General features: G+C 73.6%; 18 protein-coding genes and 6 tRNA genes. 9 read left to right on the forward strand and 15 right to left on the reverse strand.

Features of this window, described 5'->3' with window-relative positions; translation table 11 throughout:
• Positions 1–94: 94 nt before the first annotated feature.
• Positions 95–166: transfer RNA gene (locus OHA55_RS02685), tRNA-Val, on the reverse strand.
• 54 nt (positions 167–220) lie between these two features.
• Complete coding sequence (locus OHA55_RS02690; protein ID WP_266702403.1) at positions 221–676, reverse strand: TIGR02611 family protein; 456 nt, start codon at positions 674–676, stop codon at positions 221–223.
• 190 nt (positions 677–866) lie between these two features.
• On the opposite strand from OHA55_RS02690, the gene OHA55_RS02695 reads away from it, so the two are divergent.
• On the forward strand, positions 867–1,280 hold the full coding sequence (locus OHA55_RS02695) for an SsgA family sporulation/cell division regulator (RefSeq protein ID WP_003959770.1): 414 nt from the start codon (positions 867–869) through the stop codon (positions 1,278–1,280).
• 282 nt (positions 1,281–1,562) lie between these two features.
• Positions 1,563–2,135: a CGNR zinc finger domain-containing protein gene (locus OHA55_RS02700; protein ID WP_266702405.1), complete on the forward strand. Its 573-nt coding sequence runs from the start codon at positions 1,563–1,565 to the stop codon at positions 2,133–2,135.
• 264 nt (positions 2,136–2,399) lie between these two features.
• On the opposite strand, the gene OHA55_RS02705 is transcribed toward OHA55_RS02700, so the two are convergent.
• From OHA55_RS02705 to OHA55_RS02715, 3 genes are all read right to left on the reverse strand, one after another.
• Complete coding sequence (locus tag OHA55_RS02705; protein ID WP_266702407.1) at positions 2,400–2,555, reverse strand: hypothetical protein; 156 nt, start codon at positions 2,553–2,555, stop codon at positions 2,400–2,402.
• A gap of 163 nt (positions 2,556–2,718) precedes the next feature.
• The gene (locus OHA55_RS02710) at positions 2,719–3,738 is read right to left on the reverse strand and encodes a LacI family DNA-binding transcriptional regulator (protein WP_266702409.1); all 1,020 of its coding nucleotides are present in this window, start codon (positions 3,736–3,738) and stop codon (positions 2,719–2,721) included.
• A 270-nt stretch (positions 3,739–4,008) separates the two neighbouring features.
• On the reverse strand, positions 4,009–4,473 hold the full coding sequence (locus OHA55_RS02715; protein ID WP_266702411.1) for a hypothetical protein: 465 nt from the start codon (positions 4,471–4,473) through the stop codon (positions 4,009–4,011).
• A gap of 179 nt (positions 4,474–4,652) precedes the next feature.
• Between OHA55_RS02715 and OHA55_RS02720 the strand changes: the two genes are divergently transcribed.
• The gene (locus OHA55_RS02720; protein ID WP_266702413.1) at positions 4,653–5,168 is read left to right on the forward strand and encodes a DsbA family protein; all 516 of its coding nucleotides are present in this window, start codon (positions 4,653–4,655) and stop codon (positions 5,166–5,168) included.
• 49 nt (positions 5,169–5,217) lie between these two features.
• Here the strand turns inward: OHA55_RS02720 and OHA55_RS02725 are convergent, their stop codons facing one another.
• On the reverse strand, positions 5,218–6,060 hold the full coding sequence (locus tag OHA55_RS02725) for a GNAT family N-acetyltransferase (protein ID WP_266702415.1): 843 nt from the start codon (positions 6,058–6,060) through the stop codon (positions 5,218–5,220).
• A gap of 77 nt (positions 6,061–6,137) precedes the next feature.
• Positions 6,138–7,160 carry a chorismate-binding protein gene (locus tag OHA55_RS02730; protein WP_266710397.1) on the reverse strand — a complete coding sequence of 341 codons (1,023 nt, stop codon included), beginning with the start codon at positions 7,158–7,160 and terminating at the stop codon, positions 6,138–6,140.
• A gap of 165 nt (positions 7,161–7,325) precedes the next feature.
• Here OHA55_RS02730 and OHA55_RS02735 point away from each other — a divergent pair.
• From OHA55_RS02735 to OHA55_RS02755, 5 genes are all read left to right on the forward strand, one after another.
• Positions 7,326–7,398: transfer RNA gene (locus tag OHA55_RS02735), tRNA-Gly, on the forward strand.
• Between the two features lie 38 nt (positions 7,399–7,436).
• Positions 7,437–7,510, forward strand: a tRNA-Cys gene (locus tag OHA55_RS02740).
• Between the two features lies 1 nt (position 7,511).
• A tRNA-Val gene (locus tag OHA55_RS02745) sits at positions 7,512–7,583 on the forward strand.
• Positions 7,584–7,604: 21 nt separating this feature from the next.
• Positions 7,605–7,676, forward strand: a tRNA-Val gene (locus tag OHA55_RS02750).
• A gap of 23 nt (positions 7,677–7,699) precedes the next feature.
• Positions 7,700–7,774: transfer RNA gene (locus tag OHA55_RS02755), tRNA-Val, on the forward strand.
• A 139-nt stretch (positions 7,775–7,913) separates the two neighbouring features.
• Here OHA55_RS02755 and OHA55_RS02760 read toward each other — a convergent pair.
• The 3 genes from OHA55_RS02760 to OHA55_RS02770 form a co-directional block, all read right to left on the reverse strand.
• Entirely contained in the window at positions 7,914–8,210 is a 297-nt protein-coding gene (locus tag OHA55_RS02760) for a zf-TFIIB domain-containing protein (protein ID WP_266702417.1), read from the reverse strand.
• 66 nt (positions 8,211–8,276) lie between these two features.
• Positions 8,277–9,251 carry a phosphotransferase family protein gene (locus OHA55_RS02765; RefSeq protein ID WP_266702419.1) on the reverse strand — a complete coding sequence of 325 codons (975 nt, stop codon included), beginning with the start codon at positions 9,249–9,251 and terminating at the stop codon, positions 8,277–8,279.
• A 270-nt stretch (positions 9,252–9,521) separates the two neighbouring features.
• The gene (locus tag OHA55_RS02770; protein WP_266702421.1) at positions 9,522–9,728 is read right to left on the reverse strand and encodes a hypothetical protein; all 207 of its coding nucleotides are present in this window, start codon (positions 9,726–9,728) and stop codon (positions 9,522–9,524) included.
• A gap of 587 nt (positions 9,729–10,315) precedes the next feature.
• Here OHA55_RS02770 and OHA55_RS02775 point away from each other — a divergent pair.
• Positions 10,316–11,740 carry a serine/threonine-protein kinase gene (locus tag OHA55_RS02775; RefSeq protein WP_266702423.1) on the forward strand — a complete coding sequence of 475 codons (1,425 nt, stop codon included), beginning with the start codon at positions 10,316–10,318 and terminating at the stop codon, positions 11,738–11,740.
• Here OHA55_RS02775 and OHA55_RS02780 read toward each other — a convergent pair.
• The 5 genes from OHA55_RS02780 to OHA55_RS02800 all read right to left on the reverse strand — a co-directional run bounded on the left by OHA55_RS02780 (position 11,713) and on the right by OHA55_RS02800 (position 19,865).
• The gene (locus OHA55_RS02780) at positions 11,713–12,525 is read right to left on the reverse strand and encodes an RNA methyltransferase (RefSeq protein ID WP_266702425.1); all 813 of its coding nucleotides are present in this window, start codon (positions 12,523–12,525) and stop codon (positions 11,713–11,715) included. The two genes, OHA55_RS02775 and OHA55_RS02780, sit on opposite strands and share 28 nt — an antisense overlap.
• A gap of 63 nt (positions 12,526–12,588) precedes the next feature.
• Positions 12,589–13,836, reverse strand: coding sequence for a uroporphyrinogen-III C-methyltransferase (gene cobA / locus OHA55_RS02785; RefSeq protein WP_266702427.1), 1,248 nt, complete (start codon positions 13,834–13,836; stop codon positions 12,589–12,591).
• A 251-nt stretch (positions 13,837–14,087) separates the two neighbouring features.
• Positions 14,088–17,462, reverse strand: coding sequence for a nicotinate-nucleotide--dimethylbenzimidazole phosphoribosyltransferase (cobT, locus tag OHA55_RS02790; RefSeq protein ID WP_266702429.1), 3,375 nt, complete (start codon positions 17,460–17,462; stop codon positions 14,088–14,090).
• Positions 17,463–17,797: 335 nt separating this feature from the next.
• Positions 17,798–19,069: a precorrin-6y C5,15-methyltransferase (decarboxylating) subunit CbiE gene (gene cbiE / locus OHA55_RS02795; RefSeq protein WP_266702431.1), complete on the reverse strand. Its 1,272-nt coding sequence runs from the start codon at positions 19,067–19,069 to the stop codon at positions 17,798–17,800.
• 157 nt (positions 19,070–19,226) lie between these two features.
• Positions 19,227–19,865, reverse strand: a complete 639-nt coding sequence (locus tag OHA55_RS02800; RefSeq protein WP_266702433.1) for a GNAT family N-acetyltransferase — start codon at positions 19,863–19,865, stop codon at positions 19,227–19,229.
• Between the last annotated feature and the right edge of the window lie 94 nt (positions 19,866–19,959).

The following is a 19,959-nucleotide window of genomic DNA, read 5'->3' on the forward strand; positions in this document are numbered from 1 at the left end:
CGACAGCCGGGGCGCCCGGGCTCGGGCACCACGAAGTCGGCGGGAACGCGGAAGGCCCGAGAGACCTTGCGGTCTCTCGGGCCTTCCGTCCGGGTGGGCGATACTGGGTTCGAACCAGTGACCTCTTCGGTGTGAACGAAGCGCTCTCCCACTGAGCTAATCGCCCGGGCGCACCGCAAACATTACCGCATGTCAGCGGTGCTCCTGGACCATCCCGCACTCACTCGCTGATGTTCCACGGCAGGCTGAGGCCGAATCGCCAGAGGTAGACCGCCACCAGCGCAGCCACGATCACCAGGCCGACCGTGGTGAGGATGATGTTGCGGCGCCGGACCTTGGGGTCGAGCGCCTTCTGCGCGGCCTCGGTGACCTTCCGCCGGGTCCAGCGGAGCACGAGCTGCGCCCAGACGAACTCGGTCGCCCAGATCGCCATGCCGCCGAAGATCACGAACCACCCCGGCCCGGGCAGCACCAGCATGGCGACACCCGCCGCCACGACCGCGAGGCCCACGGCGAAGACGCCCACCTGCCAGCTCACGTGGAGGGCCTTCGATGCCTTGATGAACGCCGGCGCCCGTGAACCGAGCTCACGCTCCGGACCCACCCCGCCCCCCGCCGCGGAATCCAGCTCCGCGACCGGCGCGATTCCGTCCCGCTCGTCACTCTGCGCACTCATGGGGCTCAACCTACCCGACCGCTCTCCGTCACTGGAATGGGTGCATGACGGAAAGTTACACACCGCTGTACGGGGGACCCAAAGAAGCACAAAACGGTCAGAGGGGTTTACAACGCCACCGTAGGTGGCATGTCGATTTCGCCGACGTGCGAATCCCCGAGCGCACACTGAGCGAAAGGCCCTGGCGCTTATGAACACCACGGTCAGCTGCGAGCTGCACCTGCGCCTCGTTGTGTCGAGCGAGTCCTCACTGCCTGTACCCGCGGGCCTGCGGTATGACACGGCCGATCCCTATGCCGTGCACGCCACCTTCCACACCGGAGCGGAGGAGACGGTCGAGTGGGTTTTCGCCCGTGACCTCCTCGCCGAGGGGCTGCACAGGCCCACCGGCACCGGAGACGTCCGCGTCTGGCCATCTCGTAGTCACGGCCAAGGCGTCGTCTGCATCGCCCTGAGCTCTCCGGAAGGAGAGGCCCTTCTCGAAGCCCCGGCGCGGGCCCTGGAGTCGTTCCTGAAGAGGACCGACGCCGCGGTTCCGCCGGGCACCGAGCATCGCCACTTCGACCTCGACACCGAGCTCTCACACATCCTGGCCGAAAGCTGAGCCAGGCAACGAACTGCGGGGCGCCGTCCGACTCGGGGAGACGGCGTCGCGCGGACAACCTCATAGGGCGGACACCGGCGCCGTCACCGCGGAACCCACCGCGGTGGCGGCGCCGGTGCGTGTGCCCGGCCGCGGCCGGGCGCACGCCCGCGTACGGCTCCAGCCCGGGCCGCCCGCCCTGAGGCGCGGGGACCGGTCCCGGCCCCCGCGCGGGCGGAACGAGCCAGTAGAGTCTGCCCGCATCTGCGGGCGCGGCGCCCGCCGGAGGCCAGGGAGCCAAGCGTGCTGATCCCACACGACACCCGCATCGCCCTCGACACGGTGGTCGATCTGGTGAACACAGCCCCGGAGAGCGGGTCGCCCGACGGCGGGCCCTCGGACGGGATCGCCGGAACCACGGAGCTGTACGCCTTCGCGGCGCACCACCGCGTCAGCGGAGTCGACCGGCTGGGCGAGAAGGACCTGCGGGCGGTGTGGGACGTACGCGCGAAGTTCGCCTCGGTCTTCGCGGCCGGCGACGCCCGCAGCGCGGCCGACCTGGTCAACCAGCTGGTCGCCGCCGCGGGCACCACTCCGCAGCTGACCGACCACGACGGGTACGACTGGCACATCCACTACTTCGCGCCGGGCGCCTCGATCGCCGACCACCTGGCGGCCGACTGCGGCATGGCGCTGGCGTTCATCGTGGTCACGGGCGAGCAGGAGCGGCTGCGGCGCTGCGAGGCCCCGGACTGCGGGCGGGCGTTCGTCGACCTCTCGCGCAACCGCTCCCGCCGCTACTGCTCCAGCCGTACCTGCGGCAACCGCCTCCATGTCGCCGCGTACCGGGCCCGGCGCAAGGAAGCGACCGGCTGAGCCGGTCCCGGGCGGGCCTCCACCGGACCGGATTCCGGCCCCGGACACGGTGGGCGGCCCGCTGCCGGCGGGGTTCGGGAAGCCGGCTGTGGGATTCCGCCCGTTCCCGGAGGGATTCCGGCGCGGAAGACCTCGGCGCGCGAGGGGAGGCGCGGGCGGGGCGGACGTACACGCGTCCCGGCCGCCCGCCGGCCCCGGTTCACGGGGCGTTCCCTTCTCGCGGCCTGTTCGCGAGGCGCTTCCTGCCGCTGGAGTGCCTCCGGGTCACAGCAGGAAGAGATCGTGCAGTGCGGCCATGAGGATCAGGCCTCCGACCACGGTGAGGAAGATCATCAATGGCGGCTGGGAGAGAGCGAAGAGGCAGCCACGTGGCTCTTCGGCGGTCTGTGCGGGGGCTTCGCCCCGGGATGTGTCCAACATTTCGTAGTGATCATGACCCAGCCGGGGCCACCGCGGTGATCAACCCAGCTTTTGGGGCCGGGAGTTCACCTCGAAGAAGCGCGGAAATCGCCTGGGTGTACGACTCTCCCGCGCCCGTCCGAAGAGCGGCGGTGCGATAGGCCCCGCTCGGTGAGGAGGGCCGTCAGCGGTGGGCGGCGCTGGAGGCGCGGACGACCAGCTCGGGCTGGAGCAGGACGTTCCGGTGCTCGTGGGTGCCGGAAGCGTCGTCCGCTTCCTCCAGGAGCAGTTCCGCCGCGAGCTGTCCCATCCGGACGGCGGGCTGCCGGACGGACGTGAGCGGGACGGCAGCGGCGGCGGCGAACTCGATGTCGTCGTACCCGACGATGGCGACGTCCCCGGGCACGCGCACCCCGGCCGCGTAGAGCGCCTGCAGTACGCCGAGGGCGAGCAGGTCGTTGGCACAGAACACGGCGGTGGGGCGGGGCACCAGACCGAGCAGCCGGGCGCCGGCGTCGCGGCCGGCCGCGACGTCCAGCCGGTCGGAGGAGATCTCCACGAGCGCCTCGGGAGGCAGACCGGCCTCGGCGAGGGCTGCGAGCGCCCCCACCCGGCGGTCGCGGATCTGGTGGAGATCGCCGAGCCCGCTGACGTAGGCGACGCTCCGGTGGCCCGACTGGAGGAGGTGGCCCACCGCCAGCGCCCCGCCGCGTACGTCGTCCACGGAGACGGAACAGGAGTCCGGGCCGGACGCGACCCGGTCGACCAGGACGAACGGAATCCGGTGGCGGCCGAACGACTCCAGGTTGCGTCCGCTCGCGTCCGCCGGGGTGACCAGGACTCCGCAGACCCTCTGTTCGGCGAAGAGACCGAGGTATTCGGCCTCCTCGGCCGGGTTCTGGTCGCTGTTGCAGACCATGACCCCCAGGCCGGCCTTCCGCGCGGCGCGCTCCGCGCCCCGGGCCACGTCCACGAAGAACGGGTTGCCCATGTCGAGGACGAGCAGCGCCATGATGCGGCTGCGTCCGGCCCGCAACTGGCGCGCGGACTCGCTCCGTACGTAACCCAGCTCCCCGATGGCGGCGAGGACACGGGCGCGCGTCTCCGGCAGTACCGCGTCGGGCCGGTTGATGACGTTGGAGACCGTGCCCACCGAGACGCCGGCCCGCCGGGCCACATCCTTGATCCCTGCCACACGCGCCACTTGTCCTGCCCCACTGATGCCGGCTGCCGCCTCGGCCGCCGTGACCGGTCGGCGGATTTCTCCCCATCGTACGGAGGACCGTGGCCGGTCCGGGAGCCGGGCGGACGGATGAAATGATTCAATCCGCAGCGGCCACGCACCCGCTCACGACGGGCTGCCGTACCGTTCCGCCGCGTCGGAACGTCCGGTGCGGGGCCATCCGACGCGGACCGCCTGAATCAATTCAGGCGGATACGGGCGCCGGCCGGGGCGGGCGCGGATCATGGACGCTCAGAGGCCGTGCTTCTTCAGGATGGCCTCGATGTCGCTGAAGTCGTCCCCCGGCTCCGCCTTCCCCGTCCCGCCGGGCTTCGCCCCGGAACGGGTACCGGGGCGCTGTTCGCCGGCCGCCGGGCGCAGCGAGGGCGCGGCGCCCGCCGGGGCGATCCGTTCGTTCTCCCCGGCCCGCCGCGCGGCCTTGCGCTCCTCGCGGGTCGTTCCGCGGCGGCGCTCCACGGCCCGGGTGGTGACGAAGAGCAGCCAGGCCGCACCGAGCAGCACGAACCCGATCCACACGCTCGGTTTGAACGCGATCCCGGCCACCCACTCCACGACGCCCGTCAGGACGAGGCCGATCGGGACGAGCGAGTACGCGGCGATCCTGGCCGCGGCGAGGAACCTCTTGCGGTACGCCGTCACCGCGGCGATCCCCAGGCCCGCCGCCGAAACCGCGGAGCAGACTGTTTCGGCAATCATCGGAGCCTCCAGCGGCAGGAAAGGGCGTCCCTTCCATCCTGCACCGCCCGCGGTGGCCCGGGCCATGCCGTCGGCCGTTCGTCAGGGACTTTTCGGGGTCGGGCTCCTCCTGCGGGAGGGACACCAGGCCCGCGGGCCGTCGATTGGGTGGTCTCCGCGCGGGCTGAAAGACTGGCGCCATGAGCGATTCCACCCCCGCAAGCCCCGTCGTCGTCGATCTCTGGTGCGAGCTCGAATGTCCCGACTGCCACCGCGCCCTCACCGATGTGCACGCCCTGCGCGCCCGGTACGGCGACCGCGTCGAGATCCGGCTGCGGCACTTCCCGCTGGAGAAGCACAAGCACGCGTACGCGGCCGCCCAGGCCGCCGAGGAGGCCGCGGCCCAGGGCAAGGACTGGCCGTACATCGAGGCGGTCCTGGGGCGCACGGCCGAGCTGTCCCGCGCGGGCGAGCCGCTGCTTCTGGAGATCGCCGGTGAACTCGGCCTGGACGTGGAGGAGTTCGACACCGCCCTGATCGACGGACGGCATCTGCTGATCGTCGACGCCGACCAGGCCGAGGGGAAGGCGATCGGGGTGACCGGCACGCCGACCTATGTCGTCGGCGACGAACGCCTGGACGGCGGGAAGAGCCAGGACGGGCTGCGCGAGCGGATCGAGTCCGTCGTGGACCGGCTGCTGGCGGCCCAGGCCTGACCGGGGGTCCTCGGAGGCCGGGGGTCCTCGGGGGCCGGGGGTCCGGCCCCTACAGGGCCTTCACCAGGTTGTGCTCAGTGGGCTCGTAGCCCAGTGACTCGTAGAGCCTGCGGGCCGGTGTGTTCGACGTGAAGACGTGCAGACCGATCCGGTCGAATCCCGCGTCCCGAGCCATGTCGTCGGCGAGCCCCATGAGGGCCCGGCCGTACCCCCGCCCCCGGAACTCCGGGTCCACCTCGACGTAGAAGACGTGGCCGACCGACTCTCCGGTGTCGGTGGTGCGGCCGGAGAGCCAGACGTGCCCCACGGCCCGGTCGTCCTCCTCGGACTCCAGCACGTCGATGTACGCGCCCGGGGTGGCCAGGCCCAGCGGGAGGAGCCGGGCGTGGTCGGTCTCCGACTTGTGGCGGGCCTGCTCCTCGGGGACACCGCGCTCGGCCCAGTCACGGGCGTACTCCTCGTGGCGCCGGGCCAGCCACGGTCCGAACTCCGCCGGTCTCATCCGCCGCCCCGCCAGGCCGGGCGGGAGCACGGAGGCCGTCGCGACCGTCGCCTTCTCCATGTTCCGGCTGCGTTCGGTGTAACCGAGGACGCCGGCGAGCCGCAGCGCGGCCTCGTTGCCCGCCGGGATCCTGGCGCGCACCTCCACGCACCCCCACTCCCGCAGCACCTCCTCGGCGGCGAGCGAGGCGATGATCGCCCGCCCCCGGCGGCGTCGGTGCTCCTCGACGCGGAGACCTCCGAGAACCCCGGTGGCCGGGCCGAAGGACGGGTCGGTGGAGAGGGTGACGGTACCGACGGGCCTCCCGTTGTCGCACACGTCGTACGTACGGGTCCGCGCGCCGTCGGCGCTCTGCTGGGTCGGCCCGGTCGGCCGCAGGGTCGTGGTCATCGGACCCGTTCTACCGGGCCGGGGCCGCCGGGTCACCCCCGTACGCGCAAGCCGGCCGCCTTCCGTCGGAGGGGTCCTCAGGGGGCGACCTCGGCGCCGGACGCCACGGCCAGCAGCCGGGAGGCCTTCAGTTCGGTCTCGTCCCACTCCCGCTCGGGGTCGGAGCCCCAGGTGATGCCCGCTCCGGTGCCGAAGCGCAGGAGCGGCACGGATCCGGTGCGGTCGATCCAGAACGTGCGTATGCCGACCGCAAGCTCCGCCGTCGACCGGTCGGCGTCGACCCAGCCGATCGCGCCGCAGTAGGGACCGCGTGGCGCGGTCTCCAGCTCCTCGATGATCCGCAGCGCGCTGGACTTGGGGGCGCCGCTCACCGAGCCGGGCGGGAAGGCGGCGCCGAACAGTTCGGGCCAGCCCGCGCCGTCGCCCAGCTCCCCGCGCACGGTGGAGACGAGGTGCACCAGGCCGGGGTGCTTCTCCACCACGCAGAGGTCGGGGACGCTCACGGTGCCGGTGGCGCAGACGCGGCCCAGATCGTTGCGGACCAGGTCGACGATCATCACGTTCTCCGCGTGGTCCTTCTCCAGCAGGTCCGCCTCGGTGCGCCCGGTTCCCTTGATGGGCCCGGACTCGACGGTCCGCCCGTCGCGCGAGAGGAACAGCTCCGGGGAGGCGGTCGCGATCTCGACGCCGTGGCCGGGCAGCCGGAGGGTGCCCGCGTAGGGGGCCGGGTTGCCGCGCGCGAGGAGGGCCGTCAGCGCGTCCACGTCGGCCCGGTCCGGCTCGGGCAGCGGCGCGGAGAGCACCCGGCAGAGGTTCGCCTGGTAGACCCCGCCGGTCGCGATGTGCGCGCGTACGCGGCGTACGGCGTCCTGGTAGGCCTCGCGGTCCAGCGAGGAGGTCCACTCCCCCGGCCCGGGGCCGCGCCACGCTCCGGGCGCGGGCGGGGGCACCGGCTCCTCGCGTACGGAGGAGAAGCGCGCGCACACGACACGCCCTTCGAAGTCGGCGGAGACGGCCCAGAAGCCGGCGGAGTCGAGGGCCGCGGGATCGCTGGTCACGTCCTGCAGACCGGTGGCTACGAGGCCGCCGAAGCGGGCCATGGGGGCAATGTCGGACACGCGGTCGAGTGTAGGTCGGGGGGGCCTTCGGACCGGGGTGGAGCGAGGGGGCCGCAGCACGCTGCGCAAACGCGTTTTTGTGCTGGCCCAGGAATCCGCTAGAGTTCAACACGTCGCCGGGACGCGCAAGCGAAACGGGAAAGACAAGCGGACGTAGCTCAGTTGGTAGAGCGCAACCTTGCCAAGGTTGAGGTCGCCAGTTCGAACCTGGTCGTCCGCTCGCAGGAAAAGGGGGATCTTCCCGAAACCCCTGATTCTGGTGGAGTGGCCGAGAGGCGAGGCAACGGCCTGCAAAGCCGTCTACACGGGTTCAAATCCCGTCTCCACCTCCAAGGACGATTAGCTCAGCGGGAGAGCGCTTCCCTGACACGGAAGAGGTCACTGGTTCAATCCCAGTATCGTCCACTGATCCGCAAGGATCTTCCCGCGCGATTAGCTCAGCGGGAGAGCGCTTCCCTGACACGGAAGAGGTCACTGGTTCAATCCCAGTATCGCGCACGCAGTACACGCAGGTTCGCCCTGCGCGATTAGCTCAGCGGGAGAGCGCTTCCCTGACACGGAAGAGGTCACTGGTTCAATCCCAGTATCGCGCACCACGGAAAGCCCCGGTCGTCTCCATGACCGGGGCTTTCGCTTTGCCCGCGTCGCCCGCGCGGTGCGGCCCGTTGCGCGTCGGGAGGTCTCCCGGAGATCCGGGGGTGCCGCCCGGCGTGACCGGCGGGCGGCTGCGCCGGTTCAGGAGGAGAAGAGCATCCGGCCGAAGCTCTTCTGGCGGTGGTGGTGGTCGTAGTGGCCGCCGCCGTGGTGCTGCTGGTGCTGCGGGGCACCCCACGCGGGACCGGCGGCCGGGTAGGCCTGCGGGGCCGGCGGTGCGGGCGGCGCCTGCTGCGTCCACTGCGACTCCAGCCGCGTCAGGGCCTCCAGCTCGCCGAAGTCCAGGAATATCCCCCGGCAGCCGCTGCACTGCTCGATCTGGACACCATTGCGGTTGTACGTGTGCATCTGCGCGTGGCACTTCGGACACTGCATCATCGGCTCGGCTCCTCGCCGTTCGGTGGTCCGCCACCGGAATCCCTGCCCGATGGCGGTCGGTTCACCCTACGACGTGCGCCGTACCGCCAACTCGGGTGGGAGTGAGGCGATACGGGCACACGCGTCGGTCATCAGCCGCTCGACCTCGTCGGGTTCCCGGCCCTGCTCCGCCGCTTTGGCGAGGGCGAGGGCTGCGGTCTGCACGGTGAGGGCCCGGGCGGGCACGTCGAGTTCGGGCCACGGGTCGCCGGCCGCCGCTACGGCGGGGCCGCCCGCCGCCCGGTAGGCGTCCAGGAACCGCGTCCAGACCGCCCCGGGCAGCAGGCCGGCGGCGTACCAGGCGGCGGGCCGGGCGAGGTCCCAGGCGGGGTCGCCGGTCCCCGTGTCGTCGATGTCGATCAGCAGCCAGGGGCCGCGCGGGACCGGGTGGCGGACGAGCTGGCCGAGGTGGAGGTCGCCGTGGCAGAGGTACCCCGCACGGGCGGCCGGAGCCGGCTCCTCGTCACGGGCCCAACCGGGCAGCGCCGCCCAGGCGGCGAGGACCGCGTCGCGGGCCGGGTCCGCCGAGCGCGCCGCCCGCATCCGGGTGACGGCGAGCGCCGCCTTGGCGGGTCCCCGCATCGGCGGGAGCGGGAGCGGGAGCGAGGCCGGGGGCGCGGTGCGGTGGAGGCGGGCGAGGAGGCCGGCCGCCTCCTCCCAGGGGGCGGCCTCGTGGTCCTCGGGGTCGACGGGTTCACCGTACGGCCAGAGGGTGACGGGGCGTCCGTCCACGCTCGGGAGCGGGTGCGGTGCGGGGACGGGCGCGAGCAGAACACCGGAGAGCGCGGGCGAGGCGGCGAGGGCGAGGCGCGCGGCGAACTCCGGGCCGCCGGTACCGGGGGCGTGGGCCTTCGCGACGATTCCGCCGGCACGTACGACGGTGCCGTCCGGGCGGTCGGCGAGCACGGCGGGCGGCGGGCAGGCGCAGCCGGTGGCGGAGGCCGGGTGGGCGGAGGCGTGGGCCAGGGCGCCCAGGGTGTGTACGGCCTCGGCGCTGCTCACGGGTCCCCCGGCGAGAGTGGTGGCAAAGCCCCAGGTTAACGGGGCGGTCGTGGCGGGTTCCGGGACCGTGGCGGGCTCCGGGCCGCGTGGTCCGGGCTGTGGCGGTTCCGGGCCGCGTGGTCCGGGCTGTGGCGGGCGTGGAGAGCGCGATGTCCGGCCGGCTCCCCAGCCGGCCGGACAAACGCTGTCGTCCGCCGTACCCCCGTCCCCACGGGGCTGTTGGCCGGATGTCCCGGTCCGGACCGCTCTTCCGGACCCTGGGGGCGCCGCTCAGCGCCCCGTCATCACGCCCACGGACGACGCCTGTGTGACCACTGATTCCCAGCCGCCGAAGACGACCACCAGCAGTGCGGCCAGGGGGAGGACCATGGCGACCGCCACCAGCGGGTGGCGGGTGCCGGAAGAGCGGTGACCGAACGCTTCGTACGCCTTGCGCCCCCGCGTGCGGAGCGTGGACCGCGTGGCCGTGTCCGACATGGTTCCTCTCCTGACCGGATGAACGTCGGCGACCGGTCCCGGCCGGGAGGGTTCCGCCCCCGTTCGTACCCAGCCTAGGGAGACGTGGCCGGACGGACGTCATGCCCGCGTACCGATCGGCGGGCCTCCAGGAGGATGAGCCGTGGGTAGTCGGAGTACTCCCCTGGGTGGAGACGCGGGTGTACGGGAGGTGGGGCGGGCTCAGGGTGCGGGGAGAGCGGCCGGACGTTCCGGGATCGCGGCGGAACGGGTGACATCACTCACGCCCCGACCCGTGAACGCCCCGCTCCCCCTGCGGCCGGGAAGGCGGGTCCGGGCCCTGCGGGGTGCGGGGCGGGCGGCCCGGTGGGAGGCGAACGTACGACCGGATCGCGGTGGCCGATCGTCAATCTCCGCGCACAGATGCCCCTTTGGTGAGGGAGAGAGCCGGAATCGCCCGGATCGGCGTACTGCTGACCGTCCTTCACGCGTCTGGTTCGCTACGGACAATCGAATATCCGGCGAAGGCGCGGCCTCTGAGCGCGCCGGGCGCCGGGTACGTAAGCTGTGCCTCGTCAGGCGGACCAGGCAGCGGGGATGGGCAGACGATGGCGATGATGCGGCTCCGGCGCGAGGACCCGCGTCTCGTCGGCTCGTTCCGCCTGCACCGGCGGCTCGGGGCCGGCGGGATGGGCGTCGTCTATCTGGGTTCGGACCGGCGGGGGCAGCGGGTGGCCCTCAAGGTGATCCGCCCCGATCTGGCGGAGGATCAGGAGTTCCGGTCGCGGTTCGCGCGCGAGGTCTCCGCCGCCCGGCGCATCCGCGGGGGCTGTACGGCCAGGCTGGTGGCCGCCGACCTCGACGCCGAACGGCCTTGGTTCGCCACGCAGTACGTACCGGGCCCCTCGCTGCACGACAAGGTCGCCGAGGAGGGACCGCTCTCCGCTTCGGAGGTCGCCTCGATCGGGGCCGCGCTCTCGGAGGGCCTGGTCGCGGTCCACGAGGCCGGGGTGGTGCACCGGGACCTCAAGCCGTCGAACATCCTGCTCTCCCCCAAGGGTCCCCGGATCATCGACTTCGGCATCGCCTGGGCGACCGGGGCGAGCACGCTCACCCACGTCGGTACGGCGGTCGGGTCGCCCGGGTTCCTCGCGCCGGAGCAGGTGCGCGGCGCGGCGGTGACGCCCGCGACGGACGTCTTCTCGCTGGGCGCCACCCTCGCGTACGCGGCGACCGCGGACTCCCCCTTCGGGCACGGCAGTTCCGAGGTGATGCTGTACCGGGTGGTGCACGAGGAGCCGCACCTCGCCGAGGTGCACGACGCGCTCGCGCCGCTGGTGCGGGCCTGTCTGGCGAAGGACCCGGAGGAGCGGCCGAGCACCCTGCAGCTGTCGATGCGGCTCAAGGAGATCGCCGCGCGCGAGGCCCAGGGGCTGCACGACGGCCGTCCGCCGGTCCAGCGTTCCGCGCACGAGGCGGACCGGCCCACCGGCCGGCTCGACGGCCCGTACACCGAGCAGCAGACCCGCAGGTCCGAGGGCCCGTCCACCGGGCGTTCGCCGCAGGGCCGTCGTCCCGCACCGGCCTCCGCGTCCTCGGCCGGTCCCTCGGGGACGTCCGGGAGCACGTCCTCGGCTTCGGTGTCGGCGGGCCCCGGCTCGCGGCCGGGCCCGGGGGCGTCCCGTCAGGGTGGTGCACGGCCCCGCCCGGCGCGCGGCGCGGTGCGGCCGGGCAAGCGGCCCAGCCCCACCAACGGGACGAACGGCCGGCCTGGCACCCGTCCCGGTGCCAGGCCCACCGGGACCGGGCGGCGTCCGGCCAACCCCCGTCTGCTGCGGCAGCGCCTGTTCGTCTTCGTGGTGGTGACGCTGCTGGTGGCGCTCGGCATCGCGGCCGCGCAGGGCTGTCAGGGTCCGGCGCGCGGTCTCGGCGGATCTCCCGCGCAGTCGTCTTCGGACGGACGGCCCGGTCACGCTCCCCCGGACGCCGGGACGGGGGCTGCCGGTCAGGCCTGGAGCGGCCTGGTCGCGTAGAACGCGACGGCGGAGGCGGCGGCCACGTTGAGCGAGTCGACTCCGGCGTCCATCGGGATGCGGACGTGGTCGTCGACCGCGGCGAGCGTCTTCGGGGTCAGGCCCGCCCCTTCCGTACCGAAGACGAGCGCGAGCCGCTCGTCCTTGCGCGCGGCGAGCTCGTCCAGGGTGATCGCCCGGTCGCTGAGGCAGAGCGCGGCGACCGTGAAGCCCGCCGCGTGCAGCACCCCGACGTCCTCGGGCCACGACTCCAGCCGGGTCCACGGCACCTGGAAGACGCCGCCCATGGAGACCTTCACCGCACGGCGGTAGAAGGGATCGGCGCAGCGCGGGGTGAGCAGGACGGTGTCGACGCCGAGGGCCGCCGCGTTGCGGAAGGCGGCGCCGATGTTGGCGTGGTCGACGATGTCCTCGAAAACGGCGACCCGGCGGGCACCGGCCAGCAGCCCGGCGGCGTCGGGCAGCGGCTCGCGCCGCATGGAGGCGAGGGCGCCGCGGTGCACGTGGTAGCCGGTGACCCGCTCGGCGAGTTCGGGGGTGACCTGGTACACCGGGGCCTCGGCGGCCTCGATGACGTCGCGCATCACCTCGGTCCACTTCGGAGTGAGCAGCATGGAGCGCATCGCGTACCCGGCCTGTCCGGCGCGGCGGATCACCTTCTCGCCCTCGGCGATGAAGAGACCCTCCTCGGGTTCGCGCCTGCGGCGCAGTTCGACGTCGGTGAGGCCCGTGTAGTCGTGCAGACGGGGGTCGTCGGGGTCCTCGACGGTGATGATCTCTGCCACAGGAGTGCTGCCTTGTCCGGGGTGGGGGCGGCGGCGGGGGCCGCCGGTTGCGCGGTGGGGGTGTCAGGCCGTCTCTGGGGCTTCGACTCCGACACCGACGACCTCGCCGATGACGATGACGGCCGGCGGGCGTACGTCCTCGGCCTCGGCCCGTTCGCCGACGGTGGCGAGGGTCGCGTCGACGCGGCGCTGCGCGGCGGTGGTCCCCTCCTGGACGAGAGCGACCGGGGTGGCGGGGTCCTTGCCGTGGGCGATGAGGGCCTTCGCGATGGCACCGATCTTGTCGACGGCCATCAGGAGGACGAGGGTGCCGCGCAGTCGGGCGAGGGCCTCCCAGTCGACGAGGGAGCGGGGGTCCTCGGGGGCGACGTGTCCGCTGACGACGGTGAACTCGTGGGCGACGCCCCGGTGCGTGACGGGGATTCCGGCGGCGCCGGGCACCGAGATGGAGCTGGAGATGCCGGGGACGACGGTGCACGGGATGCCCTCGGCGGCGAGCGCCTGGGCCTCTTCCATGCCGCGGCCGAAGACGAACGGGTCGCCGCCCTTGAGCCGGACGACGGCCTTGCCCGCCTTCGCGTGTTCTATGAGTGCCCGGTTGATCGCCTCCTGGGCCATGAAGCGGCCGTAGGGGATCTTCGCGGCGTCGATGACCTCGACGTGCGGGGGCAGTTCGTCGAGGAGGTCGCGGGGGCCGAGCCGGTCGGCGATGACGACGTCGGCCGAGGCGAGCAGCCGGCGGCCGCGCACGGTGATCAGGTCGGGGTCGCCGGGTCCGCCGCCGACCAGCCAGACGCCCGGGGTGTGGGTGCGGTGGTGCGGGGCGGCGAGGGTGCCGTCGCGGAGTCCCTCGACGATCGCGTCGCGCACGGCGGCGGAGTGGCGGGGGTCGCGGCCTTGGGAGGTGGTGGTGAGCACGGCGACCGTGACGTTCTCGCTGCGGCCGGTGGCGGGGGTCCAGGCGGTGGCCGCCTCGGCGTCGTCGCTGCGGACGCACCAGGTCCGGGTGCGCTCGGCCTCGGCGGAGGCGGCGGCGTTGGCGACGGGGTCGCTGCTGGCGACGAGGGCGTACCAGGTGTCGGCGAGGTCGCCGTCCGCGTACCGGCGTCGTTCCCAGCGGATCTCGCCGCCGTCGGCCATCGCCTCGACGGAGGGGGTGGCGGACGGCGAGACGAGGGTGATGTCGGCGCCGGTCGCGATGAGCGCGGGAAGGCGGCGCTGCGCGACCTGGCCGCCGCCGACGACGACGACGCGGCGCCCGGTCAGGCGCAGTCCGACGGGGTACGCGGGGTGATCGACGTGCTCGGCCATGGCGGTGCTGGCTCCTCGGCAGGGAACGGTGCGTCCGGCGCGGTGCGGCGCCGCACGGGGAGTCCGGTCCGGCGTACGGGACGCGGCGGCGGACGGGGCTGCCGCTGCGGCTCTGGAGCGGCTGTGACGTGCGGGTTCAGCGGGTGGGGCGGGGACCACCCTACGGGGTGGGACCGCCGGAGGGCAGGGTCCCGGGTGGCACGGGGCCGTCCCCGGGCGGGCGCGGGGCCCGCCCGGGGACGGCCTGGGGACTACTTCTCGGTGACGCCCGCCGAGTCGAACGTCGCGACCTCGTTCATGGCGCGCGCGGCGCTCTGCACGATCGGGAGGGCGAGCAGCGCGCCCGTGCCCTCGCCGAGGCGGAGGTCGAGGTCGATCAGCGGACGCAGGCCCAGCTTGTTGAGCGCGGCCACGTGGCCGGGCTCGGCGCTGCGGTGGCCCGCGATGCAGGCGGCCAGGGCCTCGGGGGCGATGGCGCGGGCGACCAGGGCGGCCGCACCGGCGCTCACGCCGTCCAGGATGACCGGGGTGCGCAGCGAGGCGCCGCCCAGGAGGTACCCGGCCATGGCCGCGTGCTCCAGGCCGCCGACGGCCGCGAGCACGCCGATCGGGTCGGACGGGTCGGGCTGGTGCAGCTCCAGGGCTCGGCGCACGACGTCGACCTTGCGGGCGTGCATCTCGTCGTTGATGCCGGTGCCCCGGCCGGTGACCTCGGAGGGGTCGGCGCCGGTGTAGACGCAGATGAGGGCGGCCGACGCCGTGGTGTTGGCGATGCCCATCTCTCCGATGAGGAGGCCCTTGTTGCCCGCGGCGACCAGGTCGCGGGCGGTTTCGATGCCGACCTCGATCGCGGCGAGGACGTCCTCGCGGCTCATCGCGGGGCCGGTGGTGAAGTCCGCCGTACCGGGCCGCACCTTGCGGGGCAACAGGCCGGGGGTGGCGGGGAGTTCGGTGGCGACGCCGACGTCCACGACGCAGACCTCGGCGCCGACCTGGCTCGCGAAGGCGTTGCAGACCGCGCCGCCGGCCAGGAAGTTGGCCACCATCTGGCCGGTGACCTCCTGGGGCCAGGAGGTCACTCCCTGGGCGTGCACGCCGTGGTCGCCGGCGAAGATCGCGACGGCCGCGGGCTCCGGGATCGGCGGCGGGCACGTCCGGGAGAGTCCGGCGAGCTGGGCGGAGATGATCTCCAGCATGCCGAGCGCTCCGGCGGGCGTGGTCATCCGCTTCTGCCGCTCCCACGCCTCGCCGAGCGCCTTGGCGTCCAGCGGGCGGATGTTGCCGATGGTCTCCTGGAGCAGGTCGTGCGGCTCCTCGCCGGGCAGCGCCCGGCGGCCGTACGTCTCCTCGTGGACGACCCAGGAGAGCGGGCGGCGCTTGGACCAGCCGGCCTGCATCAGTTCGGGCTCCTCGGGGAACTCGTCGACGTACCCGACGCAGAGGTACGCGACGATCTCGAGGTGCTCGGGCAGGCCGAGAGCGCGGACCATCTCGCGCTCGTCGAAGAAGCTGACCCAGCCGACGCCGAGGCCCTCGGCACGGGCGGCGAGCCAGAGGTTCTCCACGGCGAGAGCGGAGGAGTAGGGAGCCATCTGCGGCTGGGTGTGACGGCCGAGGGTGTGCCGTCCGCCGCGGGTGGGGTCTGCGGTGACGACGATGTTCACGGGGGTGTCGAGGATGGCCTCGATCTTCATCTCCCGGAACTGCTTGGCACGGCCCTTGGGGAGCGACTTGGCGTAGGCGTCGCGCTGGCGCTGGGCGAGTTCGTGCATGGAACGCCGGGTCTCCGCGGAGCGGATGACGACGAAGTCCCAGGGCTGCGAGTGACCGACGCTGGGCGCGGTGTGCGCGGCCTCCAGCACGCGGAGCAGGACCTCGTGCGGGATCGGGTCGCTGCGGAAGCCGTTGCGGATGTCGCGGCGCTCGCGCATGACGCGCATCACGGCCTCGCGCTCCGCGTCGTCGTAGCCGGGGGCCGGGTCGGTCGCCGGCTCCTCGGGAGCGGCGGCGTACTCGGCGTCCGGTTCCCCGGCGGGCCCGGGTACGGCCGCGGGCTCCGCGGCGGGTTCGGGCGTCACGGTCTCGAAGGCCGGGGCCTCGGGGGCCTCGGCGGTGCGGGCCTGCTCCGGGTGCACGTTCCCGTGTTCCGGCTCCGTGTGGAGCGGCCCGTCCTCCTGTCCGGCGGCGGGGGGTTCGATCGCCCAGGGAGCTCCGGCGGCCTGCGGCGCGACGGACTCCTGGACGGCGTCGGGCACCGCGGCGGGCCCGGAGACCTGGACGGGTTCGGTGGTCGGCTCTTCCACGCGGGGCTCGGCGACGGCGGCCTGCGCCTCGGGTGCGGGGGGCTCCGCGGGCGCCTGGACCTGCTCGGGCGTCCGGACCCGCTCGGGTGCCAGGGGTGCGGCGAACTCGGTGGCGGGCACCGTGCCCTCCACGGGGAAGTACGGCTCCTGGGTGGCCTCCGGCGCGAAGACCGGCGCCGGGGCGAGGGCCTCGGCCGGGGCGTCGGGGACGACCGTTTCTGCCGGGGACGCCGTCGGAACGTCCGGCGCGGGCTCCGTCGGCGCCTGCGTGACGGCGTGGTCCGGGGCGAACTCCTGGGCGGGGGCCGCCGGCTCGAAGCCCGGCGCCGCCGCGGGCTCGAATCCCGGTGCGGGCTGCGGGAGTGCCTGGGCCGGTACGAAGTCGGCCGGGGCGGGCGTCTGGTCCGCCTCGGCGGGCGCCGCTTCGGGGACGGTCTCGGTCCGCACGGCTTCGGGGACGATCTCGGTCCGCACGGCTTCGGCGGGCTCGGACGGCAGGGTCCCGCCCGCCCCGTGCGGGTCCGCGCCGGGCTGCTCGGCGGCGGTCACCGGCTCGGGCGCACCCCACGGGGCGGCGCCCTGGAGCGGGATCTCGCCCAGCTGCGGGCCGGGAAGCACGGGCTCCCGCACGGCGGGCACCTCGGCCTGCGCCGGTTCGGCCTGTACCGGTTCGGCCTGCGCGACGGGTGCCTCGGCCTGCGCGGGCACCTCGGCCTGGGCCGGGATCTCCGTCGGCGCGGGCACCTCGGCCTGGGCCGGGATCTCCGCCGGAACCGGGGTCTCGGCCTGGGCCGGGTACTCGGGCGCGACGGGGGCCGGAGCCACCGGACGGGCCGGCTGGGGGGACCCCGCCGGGCCGCGGTCGGCGAGCGAGCGCACGAGGCCGCTCTGCCCCCCGTAGGAGGGGCCGTCGACCGAGGGGCCGCGGTGCAGCGGACGACGGGACGGCGCGGAGGCCATCGCGTGCGCGGCGGCGGGTACGGGCGCCGGGGCCGGGATCCGTACCGCGCCGAGGTCGTACGCCCCGGAGTCGTGGCCCGCGGTCCCCTGGGCCGGGTTCTCCTGGGCCGTCAGGGGCTCCTGGGCCTGGTGCGCGCTCTGGGACGGGAACTGCTGATAGGCGTCCGCGGCGGGCGGCGGGACGATCTGCGGATCGCTCCACCCGCCCTGGGCGGCGGGCATCAGCAGCACGTCGTCCTCGTAGGGTGCCTGCTCGGAGGGATCGAGGTAGGTGTAGGCATCCGGGGCGAGGACGCCCGGCTGCTCCACCATGCCTGCGTTCTCCGGCTGTCCCTCGCCCGGGATCTGGCCGGTGTCAGTCATGCGTACCCCTCGCCCATCGTCAGTGCTCCTTCGGCCCATCGCCCGGGACGCCGACGTCACGGCAGGCCGGTGCTCGTCAACTAGAACGAGCGGGCTCGCCGCGCGGCACGAAACGCCCGCAGACCTCTACATATTCTCGCGGCCGTTCGCCGCGGCGACAGGTTTGTCGCGCAGCGGTTCGCTGTGGACTGCGCCACTTCGCGCGTTCCCGGTTGCGCTGTACCACAGGGAGAGACAAAGCTGCTCCCTTTTCCGGACATTGACGCACGAAGCGACGAACGACCGGGTTCGGTACAACAATCCGCCAGCCTACCTGCCGCGCTGTAGCTACCTGGTCACGGGGCAAGGTCCGAACGCACCGCGCAGAGCAGGAACGCGACGGAGCGTTCGCGTTCCTCCCAGGCCGAGGTGTCCAGGTCCACGCTCTGCAGGAGCGCGCATTCCACCGTGTAGCCGCTGCCGGAGAGGGCGGTGACGAGGGCCTCCGCCTGGTCCCGGGTGGAGGCGTGGGTGACGATCCGCTCGGGGCGCCGGTCGGCGACGGCGAGCGCCACGGGGACGCCGCCGCCCCCGATGCGTACGACATCGGGCTCGGGAAGGCGTTCGAGCACGTGCGGAGCGAGGCCCTGGACGGCTTGGACGGCCACGCCGAAGGAGCGGGCCGCGGCCGTCGCCCGGGCGCAGGCGGCGGGGTCGCGGTCCACGGCGATGACGGCCGCGCCGAAGCGGGCCGCCTCGACGGCCAGGGCTCCGGTTCCCGAGCCGATGTCCCAGACCAGGTCACCGGTACGCGGGCCGAGCCGGGCCAGCTGGGCGGCGCGCATCCCGGCGGACTCGCCCTCGGTGCCCTGCCCGGCGTCCGTCCGGTCCTGGGGGGCGGGGTCGCGTACGACGGGACCGTGTCCCGCGCGCTGGTAGGCGTCGGCGGGCAGCGCCCAGCCCCGTACGCCGTCGGGCCGGGCGGGGTCCCGGCCGCCGATCCAGCCCGCGGTGGCGGTGGTGGGGCCGCTGCCGACGACGATGACGACGTTCGGGTCGCGCCACGCGTGGTCGGCGGCCTTGTCGGAGGTGAGTACGGTGACGCGCTCGCGGGCGGTGCCGAGTTCCTCGCAGATCACGAAGGTGCGGTGGATGCCGTCGAGCAGCAGGGCCAGTTCGGCGGGGCCGGCGCCGGGCGAGGTGAGGACGGCCACCTTGTGGTGGGCCCGGCAGACGTTGACGGCCCGTCGCAGGGTCCTGGGGTGGGCGACGACGACCTGGGCGTCGTCCCAGGGCATCCCGGCGCGGGCGAAGGCGGTGGCGACGGAGGAGACCGCGGGCACGACCTCGACCTCCAGGCCGTGTTCGGGCGCGCGCAGGGTGCGGACGACTCCGAAGAAGCCGGGGTCGCCGTCCGCGAGGACGACGGCGCTTCCCCGGTGTCCGGCGATGCGCCGGGCGGCCAGGTCCACGCTGCCGAGGCGGATGCGTTCGGCGTCCCGGGGCACTTCGGCGAGCGCGAGGTGGTGCGCGGCGCCCGCGACGAGCGTGGCGGCGGAGAGTGCTGCCGTGGCCGCTCTGGTCAGCGGTGAGCCGTCCCAGCCGATCACCGTGACGCGGTCGGCCATCGTCGTCCGTCTCCTGGAGTTGTGGGGGTGCGTGGGAGGGTTCCGTGCGCCTGTGGCGGTGCCCGCGCGGAGGGACCGGGTAGAGGCTATCGGGTCCCTCCGGAAGACCGGTCCGGAGGGCCGGTCCCGAGGAAACGCCGGTGGCCGCGGCTCCCCGTCAGTTCCAGTCGTTGTAGGTGCCGTAGCCGCCCGCGTCGGCGAGCTGTTCGGCGACGCCTTCGAGGTCCTCCGGAAGGAGTCCCCAGACGATCAGGTCGGTGCGGAAGTCGACCCAGCCGCCGTCCTCGGTCTGCGTCCGCGCTATCCGGGCGTTGCGCAGGACCCCTTCGCTGATGCAGCCGAGTTTCTGGGCGACCTGCTGGGAGGCGGTGTTGTCGGCCTGGGTACGCAACTCGATGCGCTCGAAGGCCTGGTCGCGGAAGAGCCACTCGGCGAGCGCCAGCACGGACTCGGTGGCGTAACCCTCACCGCGTGCCCAATGGGCGGTGACGTAGACGACCTCGGTGGAGCGGGTGCGCCAGTCGGTGTTCAACAGGCGCACGGAGCCCACGAGCCGCTGGGTGAGGAACTCGTGGACGGCGAAGACGATGCCGTGCCCCTGGGTGCGCTCGCCGGGGGCGATGCGCCGGATCCAGCGCTCGGCGTCGATCTGCGTGTACGGGTGCGGGCCGTCCGTCCAGGCGGTGACGGCCTCGTCGTTCATCATGTCGGTCAGTGCCGGGAGGTCCGACATGTCGTAGGGGCGCAGCACCAGTCGGTCCGTGCTGATCGAGATCGACGGAAAGGTGGTAGTCATGCGCAGCTCCATGCCGAAGACCGGTAAAGGCACAGCATGCAGTATCGGGCGCGCGCCGTGCATGGGCGGGTCGGTACGCCGGAGCCCCGCACCT

Origin of the sequence: Streptomyces sp. NBC_00102 (assembly GCF_026343115.1) — a bacterium.
Taxonomy (GTDB): Bacteria; Actinomycetota; Actinomycetes; order Streptomycetales; family Streptomycetaceae; genus Streptomyces.

Coding starts and splice junctions, on each gene's coding strand:
- OHA55_RS02690 (WP_266702403.1), bottom strand. CDS start 676: ATGAGTGCGCAGAGTGACGAGCGGGACGGAATCGCGCCGGTCGCGGAG.
- OHA55_RS02695 (WP_003959770.1), top strand. CDS start 867: ATGAACACCACGGTCAGCTGCGAGCTGCACCTGCGCCTCGTTGTGTCG.
- OHA55_RS02705 (WP_266702407.1), bottom strand. CDS start 2,555: ATGTTGGACACATCCCGGGGCGAAGCCCCCGCACAGACCGCCGAAGAG.
- OHA55_RS02715 (WP_266702411.1), bottom strand. CDS start 4,473: ATGATTGCCGAAACAGTCTGCTCCGCGGTTTCGGCGGCGGGCCTGGGG.
- OHA55_RS02720 (WP_266702413.1), top strand. CDS start 4,653: ATGAGCGATTCCACCCCCGCAAGCCCCGTCGTCGTCGATCTCTGGTGC.
- OHA55_RS02725 (WP_266702415.1), bottom strand. CDS start 6,060: ATGACCACGACCCTGCGGCCGACCGGGCCGACCCAGCAGAGCGCCGAC.
- OHA55_RS02730 (WP_266710397.1), bottom strand. CDS start 7,160: ATGGCCCGCTTCGGCGGCCTCGTAGCCACCGGTCTGCAGGACGTGACC.
- OHA55_RS02760 (WP_266702417.1), bottom strand. CDS start 8,210: ATGATGCAGTGTCCGAAGTGCCACGCGCAGATGCACACGTACAACCGC.
- OHA55_RS02770 (WP_266702421.1), bottom strand. CDS start 9,728: ATGTCGGACACGGCCACGCGGTCCACGCTCCGCACGCGGGGGCGCAAG.
- OHA55_RS02775 (WP_266702423.1), top strand. CDS start 10,316: ATGGCGATGATGCGGCTCCGGCGCGAGGACCCGCGTCTCGTCGGCTCG.
- cobA (WP_266702427.1), bottom strand. CDS start 13,836: ATGGCCGAGCACGTCGATCACCCCGCGTACCCCGTCGGACTGCGCCTG.
- cobT (WP_266702429.1), bottom strand. CDS start 17,462: ATGACTGACACCGGCCAGATCCCGGGCGAGGGACAGCCGGAGAACGCA.
- cbiE (WP_266702431.1), bottom strand. CDS start 19,069: ATGGCCGACCGCGTCACGGTGATCGGCTGGGACGGCTCACCGCTGACC.
- OHA55_RS02800 (WP_266702433.1), bottom strand. CDS start 19,865: ATGACTACCACCTTTCCGTCGATCTCGATCAGCACGGACCGACTGGTG.